This is a genomic window from Microlunatus sp. GCM10028923 (genome assembly GCF_042666975.1).
Classification (GTDB): domain Bacteria; phylum Actinomycetota; class Actinomycetes; order Propionibacteriales; family Propionibacteriaceae; genus Microlunatus.
The window spans coordinates 594,718-613,283 of record NZ_JBHTFF010000001.1 but is presented as its reverse complement, the minus strand read 5'-3'; the positions used below and the strand labels follow the sequence as shown (position 1 = coordinate 613,283).

At 68.8% G+C, this 18,566-nt stretch carries 16 protein-coding genes and 2 tRNA genes; 8 read left to right on the top strand and 10 right to left on the bottom strand.

The genetic code is table 11. The features are described from left to right. Positions 1-765: 765 nt before the first annotated feature. The 3 genes from ACFQU4_RS02785 to ACFQU4_RS02775 form a co-directional block, all read right to left on the bottom strand. A tRNA-Glu gene (locus ACFQU4_RS02785) sits at positions 766-838 on the bottom strand. Between the two features lie 80 nt (positions 839-918). Beyond that, a tRNA-Gln gene (locus tag ACFQU4_RS02780) sits at positions 919-990 on the bottom strand. A 30-nt stretch (positions 991-1,020) separates the two neighbouring features. Then, a complete protein-coding gene (locus ACFQU4_RS02775) occupies positions 1,021-1,929 on the bottom strand; it encodes a VanW family protein (protein ID WP_377486629.1) in 909 nt (302 codons plus the stop codon). A gap of 332 nt (positions 1,930-2,261) precedes the next feature. Between ACFQU4_RS02775 and ACFQU4_RS02770 the strand changes: the two genes are divergently transcribed. The 6 genes from ACFQU4_RS02770 to ACFQU4_RS02745 all read left to right on the top strand — a co-directional run bounded on the left by ACFQU4_RS02770 (position 2,262) and on the right by ACFQU4_RS02745 (position 9,999). Then, entirely contained in the window at positions 2,262-4,088 is a 1,827-nt protein-coding gene (locus tag ACFQU4_RS02770; RefSeq protein WP_377486626.1) for an ABC transporter substrate-binding protein, read from the top strand. Continuing rightward, on the top strand, positions 4,085-5,179 hold the full coding sequence (locus ACFQU4_RS02765; RefSeq protein WP_377486623.1) for an ABC transporter permease: 1,095 nt from the start codon (positions 4,085-4,087) through the stop codon (positions 5,177-5,179). The genes ACFQU4_RS02770 and ACFQU4_RS02765 overlap by 4 nt, the downstream gene beginning before the upstream one ends. A gap of 5 nt (positions 5,180-5,184) precedes the next feature. Continuing rightward, a complete protein-coding gene (locus ACFQU4_RS02760) occupies positions 5,185-6,114 on the top strand; it encodes an ABC transporter permease (protein ID WP_377486620.1) in 930 nt (309 codons plus the stop codon). A gap of 73 nt (positions 6,115-6,187) precedes the next feature. Beyond that, positions 6,188-7,006: an ABC transporter ATP-binding protein gene (locus ACFQU4_RS02755; protein ID WP_377486617.1), complete on the top strand. Its 819-nt coding sequence runs from the start codon at positions 6,188-6,190 to the stop codon at positions 7,004-7,006. After that, on the top strand, positions 7,003-7,911 hold the full coding sequence (locus ACFQU4_RS02750; protein ID WP_377486614.1) for an ABC transporter ATP-binding protein: 909 nt from the start codon (positions 7,003-7,005) through the stop codon (positions 7,909-7,911). The genes ACFQU4_RS02755 and ACFQU4_RS02750 overlap by 4 nt, the downstream gene beginning before the upstream one ends. Positions 7,912-7,932: 21 nt before the next feature. Next, on the top strand, positions 7,933-9,999 hold the full coding sequence (locus ACFQU4_RS02745) for a DUF4185 domain-containing protein (protein WP_377486611.1): 2,067 nt from the start codon (positions 7,933-7,935) through the stop codon (positions 9,997-9,999). A gap of 56 nt (positions 10,000-10,055) precedes the next feature. Here the strand turns inward: ACFQU4_RS02745 and ACFQU4_RS02740 are convergent, their stop codons facing one another. After that, the gene (locus ACFQU4_RS02740; protein ID WP_377486608.1) at positions 10,056-11,054 is read right to left on the bottom strand and encodes a superoxide dismutase; all 999 of its coding nucleotides are present in this window, start codon (positions 11,052-11,054) and stop codon (positions 10,056-10,058) included. A gap of 129 nt (positions 11,055-11,183) precedes the next feature. Between ACFQU4_RS02740 and ACFQU4_RS02735 the strand changes: the two genes are divergently transcribed. After that, entirely contained in the window at positions 11,184-11,717 is a 534-nt protein-coding gene (locus ACFQU4_RS02735; protein WP_377486605.1) for a SigE family RNA polymerase sigma factor, read from the top strand. Continuing rightward, positions 11,714-12,301 (top strand): hypothetical protein, encoded by a 588-nt coding sequence (locus tag ACFQU4_RS02730; RefSeq protein WP_377486601.1) that lies wholly within the window; start codon positions 11,714-11,716, stop codon positions 12,299-12,301. The genes ACFQU4_RS02735 and ACFQU4_RS02730 overlap by 4 nt, the downstream gene beginning before the upstream one ends. A 30-nt stretch (positions 12,302-12,331) precedes the next feature. Here the strand turns inward: ACFQU4_RS02730 and ACFQU4_RS02725 are convergent, their stop codons facing one another. Genes ACFQU4_RS02725 through ACFQU4_RS02700 form a run of 6 tightly spaced genes read right to left on the bottom strand, consistent with a single transcriptional unit; the run spans position 12,332 to position 18,564 of the window. Then, positions 12,332-13,561 carry an ROK family protein gene (locus tag ACFQU4_RS02725; RefSeq protein ID WP_377486598.1) on the bottom strand — a complete coding sequence of 410 codons (1,230 nt, stop codon included), beginning with the start codon at positions 13,559-13,561 and terminating at the stop codon, positions 12,332-12,334. A 30-nt stretch (positions 13,562-13,591) separates the two neighbouring features. After that, complete coding sequence (locus tag ACFQU4_RS02720) at positions 13,592-14,695, bottom strand: Gfo/Idh/MocA family protein (protein WP_377486595.1); 1,104 nt, start codon at positions 14,693-14,695, stop codon at positions 13,592-13,594. Between the two features lie 18 nt (positions 14,696-14,713). Beyond that, complete coding sequence (locus ACFQU4_RS02715; protein ID WP_377486592.1) at positions 14,714-15,508, bottom strand: SDR family NAD(P)-dependent oxidoreductase; 795 nt, start codon at positions 15,506-15,508, stop codon at positions 14,714-14,716. A gap of 20 nt (positions 15,509-15,528) precedes the next feature. Then, complete coding sequence (locus ACFQU4_RS02710; protein WP_377486589.1) at positions 15,529-16,836, bottom strand: ABC transporter substrate-binding protein; 1,308 nt, start codon at positions 16,834-16,836, stop codon at positions 15,529-15,531. Positions 16,837-16,880: 44 nt separating this feature from the next. Next, positions 16,881-17,906, bottom strand: a complete 1,026-nt coding sequence (locus ACFQU4_RS02705) for a Gfo/Idh/MocA family protein (RefSeq protein ID WP_377486585.1) — start codon at positions 17,904-17,906, stop codon at positions 16,881-16,883. Continuing rightward, the gene (locus ACFQU4_RS02700; protein ID WP_377486582.1) at positions 17,893-18,564 is read right to left on the bottom strand and encodes a hypothetical protein; all 672 of its coding nucleotides are present in this window, start codon (positions 18,562-18,564) and stop codon (positions 17,893-17,895) included. The genes ACFQU4_RS02705 and ACFQU4_RS02700 overlap by 14 nt, the downstream gene beginning before the upstream one ends. Between the last annotated feature and the right edge of the window lie 2 nt (positions 18,565-18,566).

Below are 18,566 nucleotides of genomic sequence, written 5' to 3'. Positions count from 1 at the left end.
GACCTTCCCTTCACCACGACTGGCCGCGATCCTAATGCAGCACCAGTGCCCGACGCCGCGAACGAGCGTGATGTCCGAGCGCCCACGAGCCGAACCGCTCGCGGCAGTGTCACGATCGCTGCGCCCGCCGGTGTTCCAAAACCAGGCTCGGCTACCTGGCCGCAGAATCTCCTCAGCGCCCTTGGCGGTAGCTGCCGCAATAGGGGCGCCCGCTGATGATCACCAGATGGCTCAGCGCCGAGGAGCCGCTCGAGGAGGTGCTCAGCTTCCTGGACGACCTGGCCTAGACGCTGACTTCTGAGTCAACCCGGGTCCCGCCAGTTCGACAAACCTGCCTGGACCGTTGCGCCAGCGTCGGGGCGACGGCCTCGAAGATCCCCGCCGGCCGGACTCGACCGACCACCGAATTGGGATCGATCGCCGGGTGCCACCGCCCATCCGGATCGACAAGTGCCACGACCCGACCGACCCACTCCGCAGGATGCGATTCGAGATCCGACGGTCGACCTGGCTCGTTACGGACATCGACCCAAACCAGTTCGCACGACTCGGCCGCACCCGACGTCCCCCTCAGGACACACCAACTGCATTGAGGACAACCTCGACACCAACCCCGAGGGACGAGGCATCCCTCACCCGTCACGGACCTTCACCGCGTATTGACCGAGAACACCCGTAGATACCCGCTTCCAACCGCCACCAGCCGGACACAACAAAACACCCCTCACCAAGCATCGTGCCTGGTGAGGGGCGTTTTACCGCTCGTAGCCCCGACGGGATTCGAACCCGCGCTACCGCCTTGAGAGGGCGGCGTGCTAGGCCGCTACACAACGGGGCCCTAGCCGCTGATCGTCTCCGATCAGCCTGCGGAAGACTACCAAAACGCCCTGCGATCCAGCGAATCGGAAGCTTCCGTCGCTGGGGTACTAGGACTCGAACCTAGACTAACTGAACCAGAATCAGTCGGGCTGCCAATTACCCCATACCCCATCGGCCGCTGCCGCGGCACGAGGTTGAACTTTACTGTACGACCTCGGCCTCACCCAAACCGGCTGGCCGGCGCGTCGCCTCGGCCACGCCGGGCGGCAGGTACTTGACCAGGGCGCAGTTCTTCTTGATCAACTCCTTGCGGACGTGGTCGCCGGTCCGGCGGTCGATCACGTTGCGCCAGATCTCGTTCATCCGGTACCACTGATCGCGGTACGGGACGAACTGCTCGTTCACCGCAAACACCTTGTACGAATGGGTTTGCGGCCGATCCGACCTGAGCTCGCCGGCCAGGTAGCGGTCCCCCACCGACACCCGCAGCTGGTACGTCGCCGGGGTCTCGTTGCGGAACCGGAAGTCGACGTAGTTGTAGTAGATCGCGCAGCCGACGCCCCAGGGCAGCACCCGGCCGTTGTCGGGGAACGGGTCGAACGAGTGCTCGGACCGTTCGGTCACCACGAGCGGGGTGTGCAGCACCATCCAGTGCAGCAGGTTGGCCAGCTGACAGATGCCGCCGCCGACGCCGGGCTTCGCCTCGCCGTTGTCGAGCAGCATGCCGTCGAGGTACCCCTTGCGCTTCGAGGTCTTGCCGACGGTGCGGCAGAACGAGAACTCCTGGCCGGGCTCGATGATCAACCCGTCCATCTGCTCCACCGCGAGCCTGAGGTTGGTCACCTTGTTGTGCTGCAGCCACATCTCGGATTCGCCGAGGGTCCGCAGCAGCAGCGACTTGTGCTGCTTCACCCGGACCGGCAGGTTCTCGGCCTGGTGCCGGCCGGCCCACTCGATCCCGGACGCGGCCCAGACCGCGCGCCGGCGCATCCGGTGCAGCGCCACCGCGGCCGGGAACAGTGCCGGGAACCGCTCGGTCAGTCTCGCCTTCCGCTCCCGCAGCGCTGCCGGCAGCCGGAACCCGTCCGGCGGCCGGGTGTCCTGTTCCATGACCGTGCCCTGATCCCGCCGAAGGTCCCCCGCGCCGTCACTCCCGCTCTGGTCGAACTCCACCCGCATCTTCCCTCCCGACCCCGTCACCGATCCATCCGGTACGGATACGCCGTGACGGTAGGCGCGCGTTGCATGCCGACCGCATATTTGTTGCCGAGTTGTTGTGCAGGGGCCTTGCCGTGGGCCGCCCGGACCCCCGGTTCCACGATGCGGACGAAGCATCGCGCAGGCCGTGAGATGGACCTTGACCAGAACAACTAAAAGGGATTGATTTAACCAACTCGCATTTTCGGATCTCCGCAACGTTGCGCCCGAAGGGATGGTCTGCCATGGCCCAGTACGAGAGCGTGCAGGACGTACTCAACTATCAACTCAATCGCCGTGGTCTGCTCGGCCTCGGCGGCGCGGCGGCCCTCGCCGGTCTGGCCGGGTGCTCCACCGACGACGGCGGGTCGTATGGTGACGAGCCGACCGGCCCCAACAAGCCCTCCCCGACCGGGACGGTCAAGATCGCCAAGGCGAACATCCCGACCCCACGGGAGCAGACGCTGATCGTCGGTCAGACCGAGTACACGGTCTTCAACAGCTGGAACGGGTTCGTCCCGAACGGCTCCCCGTCCGGCTCCGGCTTCGACGTGTTCTGCAAGGAATACCTCTTCTACCTCAACCTGGCCACCGGCGAGCGGATCAACTGGCTCGCCACGAACTACAGCTACAACCCCGACTTCACCGAGCTCACGCTGAACCTGGAACCGCGGGCCAAGTGGAGCGACGGCGAGCCGTTCACCTCGGCTGATCTGCAGTTCACGCTGCGCCTGCTGCGCGACCGGAAGGACCTGCTCGGCGGCGGCGGCGACTGGGCCGAGTTCCTCAAGGACGTCGCCACCCCGGACCCGCAGACCGCGGTACTCCAACTCAAGAAGTCGAACCCGCGGATCCACTACGGCTTCATCACCACGATCCTCGGCTCCTTCGACGTCCGGCCGAAGCACATCTGGGAGAAGCAGGACCCGACCAAGTTCAAGGACAACCCGCCGATCCGGACCGGTCCGTACGTCCTCGACGATGCGATCCAGAACCAGAAGATGTTCGTCTGGAAGAAGAACCCGGACTACTGGAACAAGGAGAACCTCGACCCGAAGCCGGAGTACGTGATCTACCAGAGCACCGCGAAGCAGGCCGACGCGGCGGCGCTGGCGTTCGAGCGGGTCCAGATCGACGTCGGCTCGATCAACGAGGAGCACGCGAAGCAGCTCCGGGCCCAGGGTTACCCGAACTTGATCACCACCCAGTTCAACGACCCGTGCCCGCGGGCGTTCTGGCTGAACAACGATCCGTCCCGTGGCCTGATCTCCGAGCCGAAGATGCACTGGGTGGTCAGCAACCTGATCGACCGGAAGAAGATCGGCCTCTCGATCTGGCCGGTGGAGACGGCGCCGGCGCAGTATCCGTGGGCCGACTACGCAAGCCTCGAGCAGTGGAAGAATCCGGCGATCGCCGACAAGTACCCGCTGGTCTACGATCCCGCGAAGGCCGCCCAGCTGCTGGACGAGATCGCGCCCAAGGGATCGGACGGCCAACGCGCCTACAAGGGCAAGCCGGCCACCATCGAGATCATCACGCCGGTCGCCGTCGACGGTGCCGAGTACGTGATCGGCACGATGCTCAAGGCCGAGCTGGACAAGCTCGGGGTGAAGACGACGATGCGCAGCCTGAGCGGCTCGGTGCACGACGAGAAGTTCCAGAAGGGCGAGTTCGACATCGCCGACAACTGGGTCTGCCACATCTCGCAGGATCCGGAACAGCTCTACCGTGATCTTGAGAGCGACCGCGCCCAGCCGATCGGCAAGAACGCCGTGGACAAGAACAAGACCCGGTTCCGGAACCCGCAGCTCGATGAACTGTCCAAGCAGCTGGCCAACATGGACCCGACCTCGCCGGAGGCCAAGCCGCTGCTGGATCAGGCGCTGGAGATCTACTACCAGAACCTGCCGGTGGTCCCGATCATCCAGACCGGCTACCCGCAGTACTACAACACGACGTACTGGAAGGGCTGGCCGACCGACGAAGATCTCTACCAGGTGCCGCTCAACTGGTGGGGCCACTTCATGTTCGTGATCGGCAGGCTCGAGCCCACGGGCCAGGTCGAGCCGTGAGTGCCACGACGGCGGCCCGGGAGCGCGAGCGCAGCAGTCCCGGGCCGGTGCGGACGCCTGCCCTGCGCGGGTTCCTGGCCGCGCATCCGCTGCTGGAGTACGGGATCCGGCGGTTCGGCCTCTACCTGGTCGAACTCTGGGGATCGCTGACGATCGCGTTCTTCTTCTTCCGGCTGATCCCCGGCGACCCGGTGCAGACGTTCATCCAGACCCTGGCGCAGAACTACGTCTACAACCAGCAGGCCAGCCAGGAGGTGATCGACCGGTACCGGGCCGAGTTCGGGCTGGACGGCAACCTCTTCGTCCAGTACCTGAAGTTCATGCAGCGGTTGATCTTCGAGCGGGACCTCGGTCCGTCCTTGATCAACTATCCGACGCCGGCGTTCGAGGTGGTCGGCCAGTCGCTGCCCTGGACGGTCGGACTGCTCGGTATCTCCGCCGTGCTGGCCTTCGTGCTGGGCATCCTGGCCGGTGCCGTGGCCGGCTGGCGGCGCGGCAAGATCGGCGCCGAGGTGGCCACCACGACGTCGATCGCGCTCGGCCACGTGCCGTTCTACTTCCTGGCGTTGATCTTGGTGTACGTCTTCTCCTACCTGCTCGGCATCCTGCCGAACCGCTCGGCGTACGACTCGGCGATCCCGGTCGCCTTCTCCCCCGAGTTCATCGGCAGCCTGATCCAGCACGGGCTGCTGCCGGCCGGCTCGATCGTGATCATCGGCGTGTTCAACTGGCTGCTGTCGACCCGGATGCTGATGGTGCCGATCCTCGGCGAGGACTACCTGCACTACGCCGAGGCGAAGGGGCTGCACCCGAACCGGATCCTGACCCGGTACGCGCTGCGCAACTGCTATCTGCCGCAGGTGACCGGCTTCGGCATCTCGCTCGGCTTCATCTTCAACGGCAACCTACTGGTGGAGCAGTTGTTCAACTATCCGGGCCTCGGCTTCACCCTCGTCACGGCGATCAACCAGCTCGACTTCAACACGGTGCTCGCGGTGACCACGATCTCGATCTTCTTCGTCCTGACCGCGAACCTGATCCTGGATCTGCTGCTCCCCCTGCTGGATCCCCGAGTCAAGTACTGGCGGTGATGATCATGTCCTCATCCGTTGACGCCGATCCGGCGCGGCCCGACGTCGCCGGCGGAGTCCGGCGCTTCTTCGCCGCGATCCGCCGGACCATCCTCGGCAGCCCGAAACTGCTGGCCGGCCTGATCATCATCGCGGTGCTGGTCCTGTTCGCGCTGTCGTCGCCGCTGATCGTCGGCGCGATCGGCCAGGGCGCCGACCCGATCGAGATCGCCGCCTACAAGAAGTGGCTGCGGCCGTCCGGCGCACACCCGTTCGGCACCGACCAGTTCGGCCGGGACGTGCTGGCCATGGTGGTCAAGGGCACCGCGGTCTCGCTGCAGATCGGCGGTATCGCGGGCCTGATCTCGACCGCCGTCGGGGTCGTGGTCGCGTTCATCGCCGGCTACAAGGGCGGCTGGGTGGACAGCGTGCTGTCCACGTTCACCGGCATCCTGCTGGTCATCCCGACCTTCCCGCTGCTGATCGCCCTGTCCGCGTACACCCGCGAGGTGACGCTGTTCCAGGTCGGCCTGATGTTGTCGATCTTCGCCTGGCCGTTCGCGGCGAAGACGATCAGGTCGCAGGTGCTCAGCCTGAGATCCCGGCCGTACGTCGAGCTGGCCAAGGTCAGCAAGGCACGCGACCTGGAGATCATCGTCAAAGAGCTGCTGCCGAACCTGCTGCCGTACATCGGCGTCGGGTTCGCCAACGCCGCACTCGGCGCGATCTTCGGCCTGATCGGGCTGGAGGTGATCGGCCTCGGCCCGTCCGGCGTGATCGATCTCGGCCACCTGATCTTCAACGCGATCAACACCGGCGCGCTGACCCTCGGCGCCTGGCCGATGTTCGTGGTGCCGATCGGCCTGCTGACCCTGTTGTTCGCGGCGCTGAACTTGATCAACATCGGGTTGGAAGAGGTCTACAACCCCCGGCTGAGGAGCGTGACCGGTGCCTGATTCCCGACCCTCGCGCCCTGAGCCCAACCCACCGCGCCCTGAGCCTGTCGAAGGGCACGACAACATCCTCGAGGTGACCGACCTCACCGTCGAGTACGCGACCAGCAGCGGGGCCTTCACCGCCGTCGAGAACGTCGACCTGGCGGTCCGGCGCGGCGAGATCCTGGGCATCGCCGGCGAGTCCGGCAGCGGCAAGAGCACCCTCGCGCTCGCCCTGCTGCGCCTGCTCAAGCCGCCCGGCCAGGTGGCCGGCGGCTCGATCACGTTCCGTCCCGACGGTGGGACGCCGGTCGATCTGATCAAGACCCAGGGCCGGCAGCTCCGGGCGCTCCGCTGGCGCAACCTCTCCTATCTCCCGCAGGGTTCGATGAACTCGCTCAACCCGGTGATGCGGATCCGGGACCAGTTCGCCGACGTGATCATCGAGCACGCGCCGAACCGGAAGGGCGAGGTACGGGAGATGGTGCCGCGGCTGCTCCGGCAGGTGGGCCTGGAAACCCGGGTCGCCCAGATGTATCCGCACGAGTTGTCCGGTGGCATGAAACAGCGGGTGCTGATGGCGATCTGCGTCGCGCTGGAGCCGGACCTGATCATCGCGGACGAGCCGACCACCGCGCTGGACGTGACCATCCAGCGGGTGATCCTGCAGAGCCTGGCCGACCTCCGCGAGCAGTTCGGGGTCACCCTGGTGGTGATCTCGCACGACATGGGGGTGCACGCCCAGCTCGTCGACCGGGTCGCCGTGATGCACAAGGGCCGGATCGTCGAGGTCGGCGACGTCTTCCAGGTGTTCGACGCACCCAAGGACGAGTACACCCGCGGCCTGATCGCCTCCATCCCCCGGATGGAGACACCCGAACCGTCCGTCCAGGGAGAGGGGGCCGTCCGATGACCGGTTCATCCGCACCGGAGTCCAAGATCATCGAACTCCGTCAGGTGCAGCAGCGGTTCCACGCCCGGGGCGCGGCCGGTGGCTATCTGACCGCCGTCGACGACGCCACCTTCGACCTCACCTCGGAGCCGCCGCAGGTGATCAGCCTGGTCGGCCAGAGCGGCAGCGGCAAGAGCACGATCGCCCGGAACATCCTCGGCCTGCAGAAGCCGACCGCCGGGACGATCACGTACAACGGGCAGGACATCTACCGGCTCAACCGGGCCGCGACCGAGGACTACCGGCGCAACGTCCAGCCGGTGTTCCAGGATCCGTACGCGATCTTCAACCCGTTCTACCGGGTGGACCGGGTGCTGCAGACCGCGGTCAAGAAGTTCCGGCTGGCCAAGTCGCCGCAGCACGGCGCCGAGTTGATCAACGCCTCGCTGGAGGCGGTCCGGCTGGATCCGGAGCAGGTGCTCGGCCGCTATCCGCACCAGCTCTCCGGTGGCCAGCGGCAGCGGATCATGCTGGCCCGGATCCACATGCTGCGGCCGGCGTTCGTGATCGCGGACGAACCGGTGTCGATGCTGGACGCCCAGGTCCGCAAGGCGTTCCTGGACATCCTGCTCGACTTCCAGGAGACCTACCGGATGACCACGCTGTTCATCACGCACGACCTGTCCACCGTGCACTACCTGGGCGGCGACGTGATGGTGATCCACCGCGGCATCATCGTGGAGCGCGGCAAGGTCAGCGAGGTGATGACCCGGCCGAAGCACTCCTACACGGCGCAGTTGCTGTCCTCGGTGCCGATCCCCGACCCGAACCGGCGGTGGAAGGACCGGATCGACCTGGCCCAGGTCGAGGCCGCGGAGGAGGAAGGAGCCGCTACCGTGGCTCCCGAGCAGACCGGACGAATCTAGGCGGACGGAAGGGATGACACGATGCGGTGTCGACTTGCGGGATCACTCACCCTGGCGCTGGCCGTGATCATGATCGGTACGGCGACGGCGCTGGCCGAGCCCCGGGCCACCCGACCGGAGGCCGAGCCGAGCGACTGGATCGGGACGGCCAAGATCGAAGCGGCGGAACGCTACGGCACCGCTTCCGACGGCGATCTCTGGCCGTCCTGCTGGGCCGACGACGACAACCTGTACTCGGCCTGGGGCGACGGCCGGGGCTTCGACCTGGACGGCGAGTTCTACGACGTCGGCGTCGCCAAGCTCACCGGGCCCGCTTCGGAACTGGCCGGCAGCAACCTGGCCGTCGGCGACGAGGTGGGCCGGGTCTGGACCTCCGGCGGCTACAGCCGAAAACCGACCGGCATGGTCTGCGTCGGCAACACCCTCTATCTCGCCGTGCAGGATCTGTCGCACAACTTCGACGACGCGCCGGCCGCGACGATCGCGAAGTCCGACGACGGCGGGAAGACCTGGACCTGGGACACGTCCGGGCCGATGTTCGATGATCATGTCTTCACGACCATCTGGTTCGCCGACTTCGGCAAGGGCGGCGCCTGGGCACCGGACGGCTACGTCTACGCGTACGGGCTGGACGGCAACTGGCGCGACTCGTACCGCGACACCGTGCCCGACCCGACCGACCTGTTCCTGGCCCGGGTCCCGGCCGAGCAGGTCGCCGACCGGTCCGCCTGGGAGTTCTTCTCCGGAACGCCGGCGGCACCCGCATGGTCGGCCGCCATCGGTGATCGGAAACCGGTGCTGACCGACGAGCGACGGGTCTACCAGCGGATGTTCGATCAAGGTCTGCGGAACGACCTTTCCGTGCTGTCGCAGGGACATGTGCTGTACGACAAGCCGCTGGACCGCTACCTCTACTCGAGCTGGTCCGAGTACGCGCACCACCTGTACGAGGCGCCGCAGCCGTGGGGCCCGTGGCGGCGGATGGCCGACCGCGACTACACGGCGCTCAACCTGCAGCCGGAGACCTTCGGCGGGTACGGGACGACGCTGCCGTCGAAGTTCCTCTCCGCGGACGGCCGGTCGATGTTGCTGCAGTCCAACGTCTGTTGCGGGCTGCCGAATGCGAGCATCTCGTACCACTATTCGCTGCGGCGGGTGGACCTGGTTCCGTTGCGGGACGGCCCGGCGGACAATCCGGCCGCCGATGATGATCTTGGTCGACGCGACGATGCCGTACCGGTGTCGAAGTCGGCCCGACAGCCCGAACTCGAGGCGCTCCGGGACGGTTCGGCGAGCAGCCAGGTCGACGATCGCGACGGCGAGGTGAAGGACCAGGGCTGGTGGGGCTACACCTGGCCGGAGCAGGTCGACCTGAACCGGGTCGACTTCACCATCGGTAAGGCCGGCCGGGACGGCGGCTGGTTCGTCTCGGCGCCGAAGGTGCAGGTGCGGGTGGACGGCCGCTGGGTCGACGTCCGCGGCCAGTTGATCACGCCCGCCTTCGTTCCCGGCCGGGCCGGCGCCCGCGCGGAGTACGCGGTGAAGTTCCCGACCGTGACCGCGACCGGGGTCCGGCTGGTCGGGCCGGCCGGCGGTGATCATCGCTACACGTCGCTGGCCGAGCTGTCCGCGTCGCACCGGCAGCAACTGGTCGACGGCGGCTTCGAACAGTCCTCCGACTACGGCCCGGTCTGGGGCTTCGACGGTCAGGCCGGGCACGGCTTCGACGGTGGCGGCAACCTGTCCCATTCGGGCGAGAAGAACGCCTGGGTGCGCACCTCGGAGACCCTCGGTGCGCAGTACGTGACGCAGCAGGTCAGCGTCGTCCCCGGCAGCAGGATCGACCTCTCCGGCTGGTTCCGTACCTCCTCGGTGGTCAAGCGGGTCATGATCGGCGCCCGTTGGGACGGCGGCGAGTCGATCAAGGAAATCGCTCCGACCGCACCGGACGAATACACGAAGCAGTCGACGGTGATCGAGGTCCCGGCCGGCGTCGACACGATCACCGTGCTGCTCGGCTACGGTGCCGACGGCGGCGATGCGATCCTGCAGCTCGACGACGTCGAACTGACGCCCGCCGGCGACTGACCCGGTCGCAGCTCACCGGGTGGCTCGGGGCGCAGGCTCCGAGCCACCACGGATGATCAGCGCGGGAGCCGGGTGATCCAGTACTCGGCGGTCCCCGGGTCCGGCACGCCGAATCGGGCGTTCACCGCCCAGAGCGCGCCGCCGGCCAGGGTCGCGGTGGAAGGGACGTCCAACGACGCTGCGGTACGGGCTCCGCGCCAGCGAGCCGCCCAGGCGCCGTGATCACGATCAAGCGTCAGCACCGAGACCTCGGCCGGTCCGGAGCCGCGGACGACGTAGATCGTCCGGCCCTCGATCAGCAGTCCGTCGCCGGCCGTGATCCCCGGCCCGCCGTGCACCGGCACCGCCCTGGTGTCGCCGGTGCGCGGGTCGACCTGCCAGAGCCCGCCGACGGCCGAGTTGTTCAGCAACAGGTTGCCGTCGGGCAACTCGCGGATGCCGTTCCCGTTGACGGCGGTGCCGTTACCGGCCGGCCAGGCCCCGCCGAGCGGGAGGAAGATCGGCGCCGCGTCCGCAGGCTTGCCGTTGCGGCGCAGTTCGATCTTGGTCAGCCGGTCGGGCGCGAGACGCGAATCGGTCACCCAGACCGCGGACCGGGTGATCACGAGATCGTTCAGGAAGGCCGCTCCGGGAACCGGGACGGCCTTGACAACGGCACCGGTCCAGGCGTGGATGGCCCAGACCCAGCCGTCGGTCCCGATCTGCCCGGCGATCCAGAGCAGGCCGGTCCGGTGATCGAAGCTCATGCCGCGGATGGCCCGGCCCGGTTCGCCCGGCCACAGCGGCTGCAACCTGCCCGTACGCAGGTCGCCGGCGACCACCGCGCCGTCGGCGAGCGAACCGACGTAGGCCCGGGTGCCGGGGCCCGATGCGATCCCCTCGGGCCGGAATCCGTTCGGTAGCGGGACCCGGTCCGGCAACCGGAACGGATGGTCCTGGGGTGGTGCCGGGTGCCACCGCCCGTCCGCCGTCGCTTCCGTACCGAGGCCCGCAGCCAGTGCGAATCCGCCCGCACCGATCAGCAGGGACCGGCGCGAGGTGTGTCTGGCTTCCATGATCACACTGTACGGCGGGCCCGGAGCTCCGGGGCGACGTTCCGAACTTCGTGTCCCTTCGACGACAACCGAACGGCCTCGACCGGTGTATGTCACGGTGAGAGAACCAGTCCGATCACGGGAGGGCGATTGAGCGACCGGGATACGGAGTTCACGGACTTCGTCGCGGCACACCGGACCAAGGGCCGGCGCGCAGCGTACCTGCTGTGCGGTGACTGGGGCCTCGCCGAGGACATCGTCCAGCAGGCGTTGATCAAGCTCTACCTCGCCTGGTCGAGGGTCCGGCCGGAGGGCGCCGAGGGGTATCTGCGCCGGATCATCGGGCGGACCGCGATCAACGAGTGGCGCAGCGCGTCGCGGCGCCGGACGGTGCCCGACGACACCCTGGTTGACCTCGTCGACGAGAAGGCCCCGCTGGCGTACGAGGAGCGTTCAGTGCTGCTCGACGCGCTGCAACAGCTGCCCGCCCGGCAACGGCAGATCGTCGTCCTTCGGCACTGCTGGGGCTGCTCCGTCGCCGAGGTGGCGAAGGACCTGCACATCTCCACGGGCACGGTGAAGAGCCAGACCTCGAGAGCCCTCGAACGCCTCAACACGATCTTGTCAGCACCGCACGTTATGCCGGCGGAATCGGCCGGCCACGGAAGGAACGGAAGACCATGAGCCTTCACCATGATCAACAGGACACGATCGACCTCACCGAGTGTTACGTGGGCGAACCGCCGCCCGGCTCGGTCGCCGATGATCTTGCCCGGGCCCGCGCGGCGAGGCAGCGTCGGCGCCGCAACGTCGGCGCCGCGGCCGGAGGCCTCGCCGCCCTGGCCCTGTCCGCCCTGCTGATCGTCACCTTGCAGAGCGCCGGCACGATCAGCCAGCCGGCCGACCGGCCCAAGCCGCCCGCCGCCTCCCCCACCCGTGATCATGATCAAGAGCGTGCCGAGGCGAAGCGGAAGGCCGAGGAGGAGCAGAAGCGCGCCGGGGCGGAGAAGCAGGGCGCCGAAGAGCAGCAGCAGCGGAGCAAGGCCGAGGCCGAGAAACGCGCCGCCGAACAACAGCAGAAACAGGAACAGGCCGAAGGCGAGAAACGCGCTGCCGAGGAGAACGCGAAGGAGGAAGCCGCCAAGGAGGAGGCCGCCAAGCGCCAGGCCGAGGAGTCCGCGAAGCAGGAAGAGGAGAAGCGGCTGGCCGAGGAAGCGGCGAAGGAGGAAGCGGCCAAGCGGCAGGCCGAAGAAGAGGCGAGCCGCTGACCTCTCGACAGACCCTGCGCGCCCGAGGGCTCAGAGCCAGTCCTGCAGATTGTCCAGCGCCTTGCGCAGGACGCTCAGCGCACCGCCGCGCATGGCGGCGTGCGGACCGCTGCGGGCGGGCTCGACGGTCGGCACCTCGGGCCGCAGGATCCGGTCGGTCAGTTCCGCCGTGATCTCGTCTTCCATGATCGGCAGCAGCACGGCGAGGTTGTCACCGAGGACGATCGTCGGCACCTCGACGAAGTTGGTCAGGGTCGCCAACGCGGCCCCGAGCGCCGAGCCGGTGCGGCGCAACACCCGGCGCAGCGGGGCATGATCAACAGCCAGCTCGGCCATCTGCTCGACCGGGAGGCCGGCCTCCAGCCCGGCCCGGTCCAGGATCGCCTGCCGGCTGACGTACTGCTCCAGGCAGCCGCGCCGGCCGCACCAGCACTCCGGGCCGCGGGAGTCGATCAGGATGTGCCCGATGGTCGAGTCGCCGCCGTACAGGTCGGTGAAGGATTCGCCGTTGATCACCAACGCCGAACCGATCGAGTTGTCACCCGCCACGTAGAGGAACGACGGCCGCGTCGCGGCATCACGGCGCAGCGACGCCTCGGCCAGCGCGGCGAACGGCAGCACGCCGCCGAGCTGCATCGGCCGTGCCGCCAGCCGCGGACTCCGGAACAGCCGGCGCGGATCGAGATCGGACCAGCCGAGCCGCGGTGCGATGATCAAGGACTCGCCGGCCCGGTCGATCACGCCCGGCAGGGCGAGATGCGAGCCGACGTAGCGGGCACCGATCGCCTCGGCCCGGTCCAGCAGGGTGTCGCCGATCCGGCTGAGCCGGCCGAGCACCGCCCGCGGGTTGCTGTCGATGAAGTCGCCGGTGATCACCCGCTCGCTGATCACGTTGCCGGCCAGATCGACCAGGCAGGCGCCGGCGGAGGCCGTGTTCACCTCGAAGCCGAGCGCCACCCGGCTGTTCGCGGCCGGCTCCAGCGGGATCACCGGCCGGCCGGCTCCCGTACCGCCCAGCGGTTCGCGTTCGGCGACGATCCCGGAACCGACGAGTTGATCAACGATCCGGGAGACGGTGCCGCGGTTCAGGCCGCTGTGGTCGGCGATCTGCGACCGGGACAGCGGCTCGCCCCGGTCGAAGATCATTCCGGCCACCAACGCCAGGTTGGATTCGCGCAGACTCCCCTGCCGGGCCGGTTTGCCCGGCCGGCCGGCCGCCGACAACGTCACCGTGCCGATCGGCTTCGGCGCTTCGGTCACCGCCGGCTCTCGCTGCGACGTTCGGCCGAGTCACCCCGGATCGAAACTCGGCACCACGACCCGCTCACCGCCCCGGATCGCCGACTCGTGCGCGCACAGCCCGACCGAGGTCCACCGGGCCGCTGTGACGGCGTCGACGCCCGGCGCGCGCTGCTCCACGATGCTGCGGACGAATTCATGCGCCAGATGGGGATGGGAACCGCCGTGCCCGCTGCCTTGGGTGAACGACAGGTGCGCATGCTCGTCATCGTAGACCCCGCGTGTGGTGTAGCTCCGGATCTCCTCGGGCAGCCGGTCCGCGTAGTCGGGCACCTCGACCCGCTCCGGGAGTTCGCCCCGGAAGAGCACCGGCTGGTCGGCCTGGGTCTGGCCCCATTCGAAGGACGCCCGGTCGGCGTAGACGGCGAAGCTCTCCACGTACTCCCGGGCGGTCTCGAACAGCGACCGGGTCGCCTCCGCGGCGAGCTCGGTGTCGGCGATCTTGATCAACGCGCTCTCCACCGCGAACGGCGATCCGTAGCGGCCGGCAAGATCATCGGCGATCCGTCCCGATCCCTGGCAGACCACCGATTCCGGGCGACCACCGGCCAGCGCCAGCAACGGGCTGACCGCGTGGGTCGCGTAGTGCATCGGCGGCAGCCCCTCCCAGTAGCCCGGCCAGCCGGCCATCTCCTGCTGGTGGGCACCGCGGAGGAACTGGATCCGGCCCAGCTCTCCGCTCCGGTGCAGCTCGTCGACGTAGAGGAACTCCCGCGAGAAGACGACCGTCTCCATCATCATGTAGTTCCGCCGCGCCTCGGCCGCGGCGACGACGATCCGCCGGCAGTCCTCGACCGAGGTCGCCATCGGCACCGTGCAGGCGACGTGTTTGCCGGCCGCGAGCCCGGCCAGCGTCTGCTCGGCGTGCACCGGGATCGGCGTGTTCAGGTGAACCGCGTCGACGTCGGGGTCGGCGAGCAGTTCCTCGTAGGAGGTGTAGCGCCGGTCCACGCCGAAGGCGTTGCCGATCGCGTCCAGCCGCGCCGGGTCGCGCTGGCAGATCGCGATCAGCTCCGCGTCCGGGTGCCGCTGGTAGATCGGGATGAACTCCGCGCCGAAGCCGAGCCCGATGAGAGCGATCCGTACCCTGCTCATCACAACCTCCTGGGCCGGTCAGCCGATGTGGCCGGAGACCGCCGACAGGCCGCCGTCCGGGGACAGCAACGTGCCGGTCATGTACGAGGCGTCGTCGCTGGCCAGGAAGACGATCGGCTTGGCGATCTCGATCGGCAGGCCCTGCCGCCGCAGGATCCCCGGGCCGCCCTCGTGCGGACGGGTGACCGCAAGATCGATCTCCCGGCCGGCCTCCCGAGCCCGGTTCTTGTGGAAGTCGGTCAGCGTCGGGCCGGGCAGGACGGCGTTCACCCGGATGTTCTGCTCGGCATGATCACAGGCCATCGACCGGGTCAGCCCGAGCACTCCGGCCTTGGTCGCGTCGTACTGCGCCATCCCCTTCCGGCCGACGATGCCGTTGGCCGAGGAGACGTTGACGATCGAGCCGCCACCGGCCTCGACCAGCAACGGGATGAGATGTTTGCCGGTCAGTCCGACGCTGATCAGGTTCGCCGCGACGATCTGCTGCCAGGACTCGAGGGTCGCCTCGGTGACCGGCCCCCAGAGCCGCGCCGCGGCGTTGTTGATCAAGGCGTCGACCCGGCCGAACTCGCTCCGGCACAGGTCGGCGAGTCCGCGGATCTGCTCCTCGCTGGTGACGTCGACCCCGATCGGCACCGCCTTGGGCGCGCCCAGTTCGAGCAGGGCGGCGCTGGTCTCGGCGGCCAGCGCTTCGTCCCGGTCGGCCACCACGACGGACGCGCCCTCGGCCGCGACCAGCTCGGTGACCGCGCGGCCGATGCCGGCCGCGCCTCCGGTGACGACGACGATCTTGTCGGCGAATCTCATGATCATGATCCCTTCGGTGTCGGATTTCAGGAGGAGAGCAGGGAGGCGGCTTCGGTGAAGAACGCCTCCACGGCCTGCGGTACGGAGGTCTGCCCGAACCGCACGCCCTCCGCGGTGCGCTGCAGCAGGTTGTAGACGTCGCGGCCGGACTTCGGGGTCAGGCCGTCCATCGGCGAGCCGAGCTCGCGGATCAGTTCGACGTACTCGAACGGGCTGCGGACGTCGGCCGGCTCGACCTTCGTGGCCAGCCGCTCGGCCGACTTCGGGCTCGGCGGTACGCCGCGCGACGCCCCGATCACGTCGACGGCGCCGGGATCGTTGATCCAGAAGTTCAGGAACCGCGCACACTCCCGCGGATACTTGGTCCCGGTCCAGGCGCTCATGAACAGGTTGGGCCGGACGAAGTTGGCCTTCTTCTCGCCGCCGGCCTGATCCGGGACCGGCATCGCCTGGCACGGGTGCTCGGTCAGCGCCCGGACGCCGAGCAGTTCGCTGCTGGTGGTGAAGTAGATCGGCGCCTTGCCGGTCACCAGCGCGCTGGTCTCGTGGCCGTCGTCCTCGGCGGCGACGTCCGGCGGGACGCAGGCCCCCTCGGCCCTGCGATCGGCCCACCACTGCAGGAAGTCGCCGAGATCGTCCCGCTCGAATCCGAGCGTGACCGGGTCGGCGTCGAAGGCGTAGAAGCTCTTGCCCCGGCCGCGGACCCAGGGTTCCAGCAGCTCGTACTTGCCGGAGCCGTCCGACATGCCCCAGAGCTCGCCGCCGCCGGCCTCCTTGATCTCGGCCGACCGCGCGGCCAGGTCGTCCCAGGTCCAGGACGCCTCCGGCATCGTGATCTTGAGCTTCTCGATCACCGTGACGTCGTACATGATCATGAAGGCATCGGTGCTGATCGGCACCCCGGCCCGGGCGTCATCGATGATCCCGTACCCACGCAGGTTCTCGTCCCAGCCGGCGAGGTCGATCTCTTCCCCGATGTACGGTTCCAGGTCGAGCAGCGCGCCCCGTTCGGCGTAGTCCACGATCATCTGGTTCGACATCTGGAAGCAGTCCGGCCCGTTCCGGCCGGCGATCTGGGTCGCCATCCGGTCCCAGAAGTCGTCCCAGGACGCGTTCTCCGGCGTGAGCGTGACCAGGTCCTTCTGCTGGTGGTAGAGCTCCAGCGCCTCCCGGGTGGTGCGGTTCATCTCCTCGTGGCCCCACCACGCGAAGCGCAGTTGTTTGGCCTCGGCGTCGTTCTCCGGCTGGCCGGCGCCGTCCTGGCCGCTGCACCCGGCCAGCGCGGCCAGCCCGGCCAGGCCACCGGCGGTCAACAGCGATCTTCGGTCGATCATGGTCCTCACCTCGTTGTGTCCTGCGGGTTGGTGATCATGAAACTTCACACGCCTCGGTGCGCCGCGGCCAGGATGCGCTCGATCAGGGACAACGTCCCGGCGCCGGACCAGGCGTCCACGGGCACCGCCGCGCGGCCCCGAACGGCCTCGACGAAGGCGTCCATGCCCCGTTCCATCAGGGCTTCGTTCTCGGCGGCGACGACGTTCCGATGATCGGCCTCGTCGCCGCCGGCCGTGCTGTGTTCCGTCCACCGATGGGTGCCGTGGCTGATCGCCGACCGGGCCGGAGTCAGCCCGAACGTCGCCGTACCGGTGGTGCCGTACAACTCGATGCCCCAGCTGACGTTCCACGGGTTCGCCTCGTGGGCGGTGAAGTCGACGGTCGCGATCATCCCGTCGTAGCGCAGGATCGCGGCCAGGACGTCCTCGGCATGGTTCGGTGGCTGCTGCCAGCTCGCGGCACCGGCGGTCACCGACTGCGGATCGCCGAAGATCATCCGGACGATGTCGATCAGATGGCAGCCGGCCTCCGTGAACGGGCCGACCACCTGCGTCGGGTCGCCGAACCAGCCGGCCATGCTCTGCCACGCCTGGTGCGGGATCGCCGCATGGAACCGGGCCAGCGAGAGCCGGCCGAAGCCACCGGCGGCGACCAGCTCACGGGCCTCGACGACCGCGGTCGAGTAGCGCAGGAAGTAGCCGAGCTGGGTGATCACGTCGCGGTCCCGCGCTTCGGCCGCCACCTGGTACAGCTCGCGCGCGGACCGCCCGCCGGTCTTCTCGATGAAGACCGGGCGGCCCGCGCGGACGCCGATCAGGGCCAGCTCACGGGCCTGGTCGTTCCGGCCGTCCACGATCACCAGGTCGTGCTCGGCCGGGTCGACGGCCGGCTCCGTCAGCGTGGCGCACCGGTACGTGCGCGCGAACTCGGCGGCGGCACCGTGGTCGGGGTCGTAGGCGCCCACCAGTTCCACCTCGGCATGGCGGGCGGCCGCCGTCGCCCAGGCCCGGGCGTGCGGGTGGGTGACGCCGAGGAACACGGCGCGGAGTCGAGGATCACCGGTCGGCATGGGTTTCTCCTTCGTCGGTGGGGAGGCCGCCCAGCCGGGACCAGGCGACGGCCGTCAGCCCGGCCGCGAAGCAGCTGCCGAGCAGCGGCGCGGAGATGATCAAGGCGGCGACGGCCAGGCCGAGCAGCGCGGTGGTCGCGGACCGGCTCGGACGCGCCAGCAGGTCGACCATGATCGGCCGCAGCCTGGCGACCAGCCGGGCGTCGGGCCGGGCGGCGATCGACCGGGCCGTCGCGGCCGCCAGGCACCACCACAGGCCGAGAAAGCTCAGGTTCAGCAGCCATAACGCGGCCGCGGCCACGCCCGGGCGGCCGGCCAGGAACCACAGGTTCAGCCCGATCACGCCCAGCACCGGCAGCAGCACCGCCGAGGCGACCAGGCCGGACCGCAGGCACCGCCCGAAGGCGATCCAGTACCGGCTCCAGAGCCGGCCGGTGTCCCCCCGGTCCGCCGCGATCGCGGCGGCCATCGCCGCCGGCCAGGTGACCACCGCCAGGCCGGCCAGGATGATCATGCCGTTCAGGGCCGCCACCCGCGCGGGCCGGCCCAGCCAGTCGACCAGCACGGCGACCCGGCCGTTCGGTCGCGCGGAGGTGCGGCGGGTGCGGCCGGGATGCCACCGCAGCAGGTCGGCCGTCGTCGCGTCACGCCAGTTCATCG

Bases quoted from the DNA above. Each gene is read 5' to 3' on its own strand.
- ACFQU4_RS02705 (WP_377486585.1), bottom strand. From the start codon at position 17,906: ATGCCGACCGGTGATCCTCGACTCCGCGCCGTGTTCCTCGGCGTCACC.
- ACFQU4_RS02720 (WP_377486595.1), bottom strand. From the start codon at position 14,695: ATGAGCAGGGTACGGATCGCTCTCATCGGGCTCGGCTTCGGCGCGGAG.
- ACFQU4_RS02740 (WP_377486608.1), bottom strand. From the start codon at position 11,054: ATGGAAGCCAGACACACCTCGCGCCGGTCCCTGCTGATCGGTGCGGGC.
- ACFQU4_RS02745 (WP_377486611.1), top strand. From the start codon at position 7,933: ATGCGGTGTCGACTTGCGGGATCACTCACCCTGGCGCTGGCCGTGATC.
- ACFQU4_RS02710 (WP_377486589.1), bottom strand. From the start codon at position 16,836: ATGATCGACCGAAGATCGCTGTTGACCGCCGGTGGCCTGGCCGGGCTG.
- ACFQU4_RS02770 (WP_377486626.1), top strand. From the start codon at position 2,262: ATGGCCCAGTACGAGAGCGTGCAGGACGTACTCAACTATCAACTCAAT.
- ACFQU4_RS02775 (WP_377486629.1), bottom strand. From the start codon at position 1,929: ATGGAACAGGACACCCGGCCGCCGGACGGGTTCCGGCTGCCGGCAGCG.
- ACFQU4_RS02715 (WP_377486592.1), bottom strand. From the start codon at position 15,508: ATGATCATGAGATTCGCCGACAAGATCGTCGTCGTCACCGGAGGCGCG.
- ACFQU4_RS02750 (WP_377486614.1), top strand. From the start codon at position 7,003: ATGACCGGTTCATCCGCACCGGAGTCCAAGATCATCGAACTCCGTCAG.
- ACFQU4_RS02700 (WP_377486582.1), bottom strand. From the start codon at position 18,564: ATGAACTGGCGTGACGCGACGACGGCCGACCTGCTGCGGTGGCATCCC.
- ACFQU4_RS02730 (WP_377486601.1), top strand. From the start codon at position 11,714: ATGAGCCTTCACCATGATCAACAGGACACGATCGACCTCACCGAGTGT.
- ACFQU4_RS02760 (WP_377486620.1), top strand. From the start codon at position 5,185: ATGTCCTCATCCGTTGACGCCGATCCGGCGCGGCCCGACGTCGCCGGC.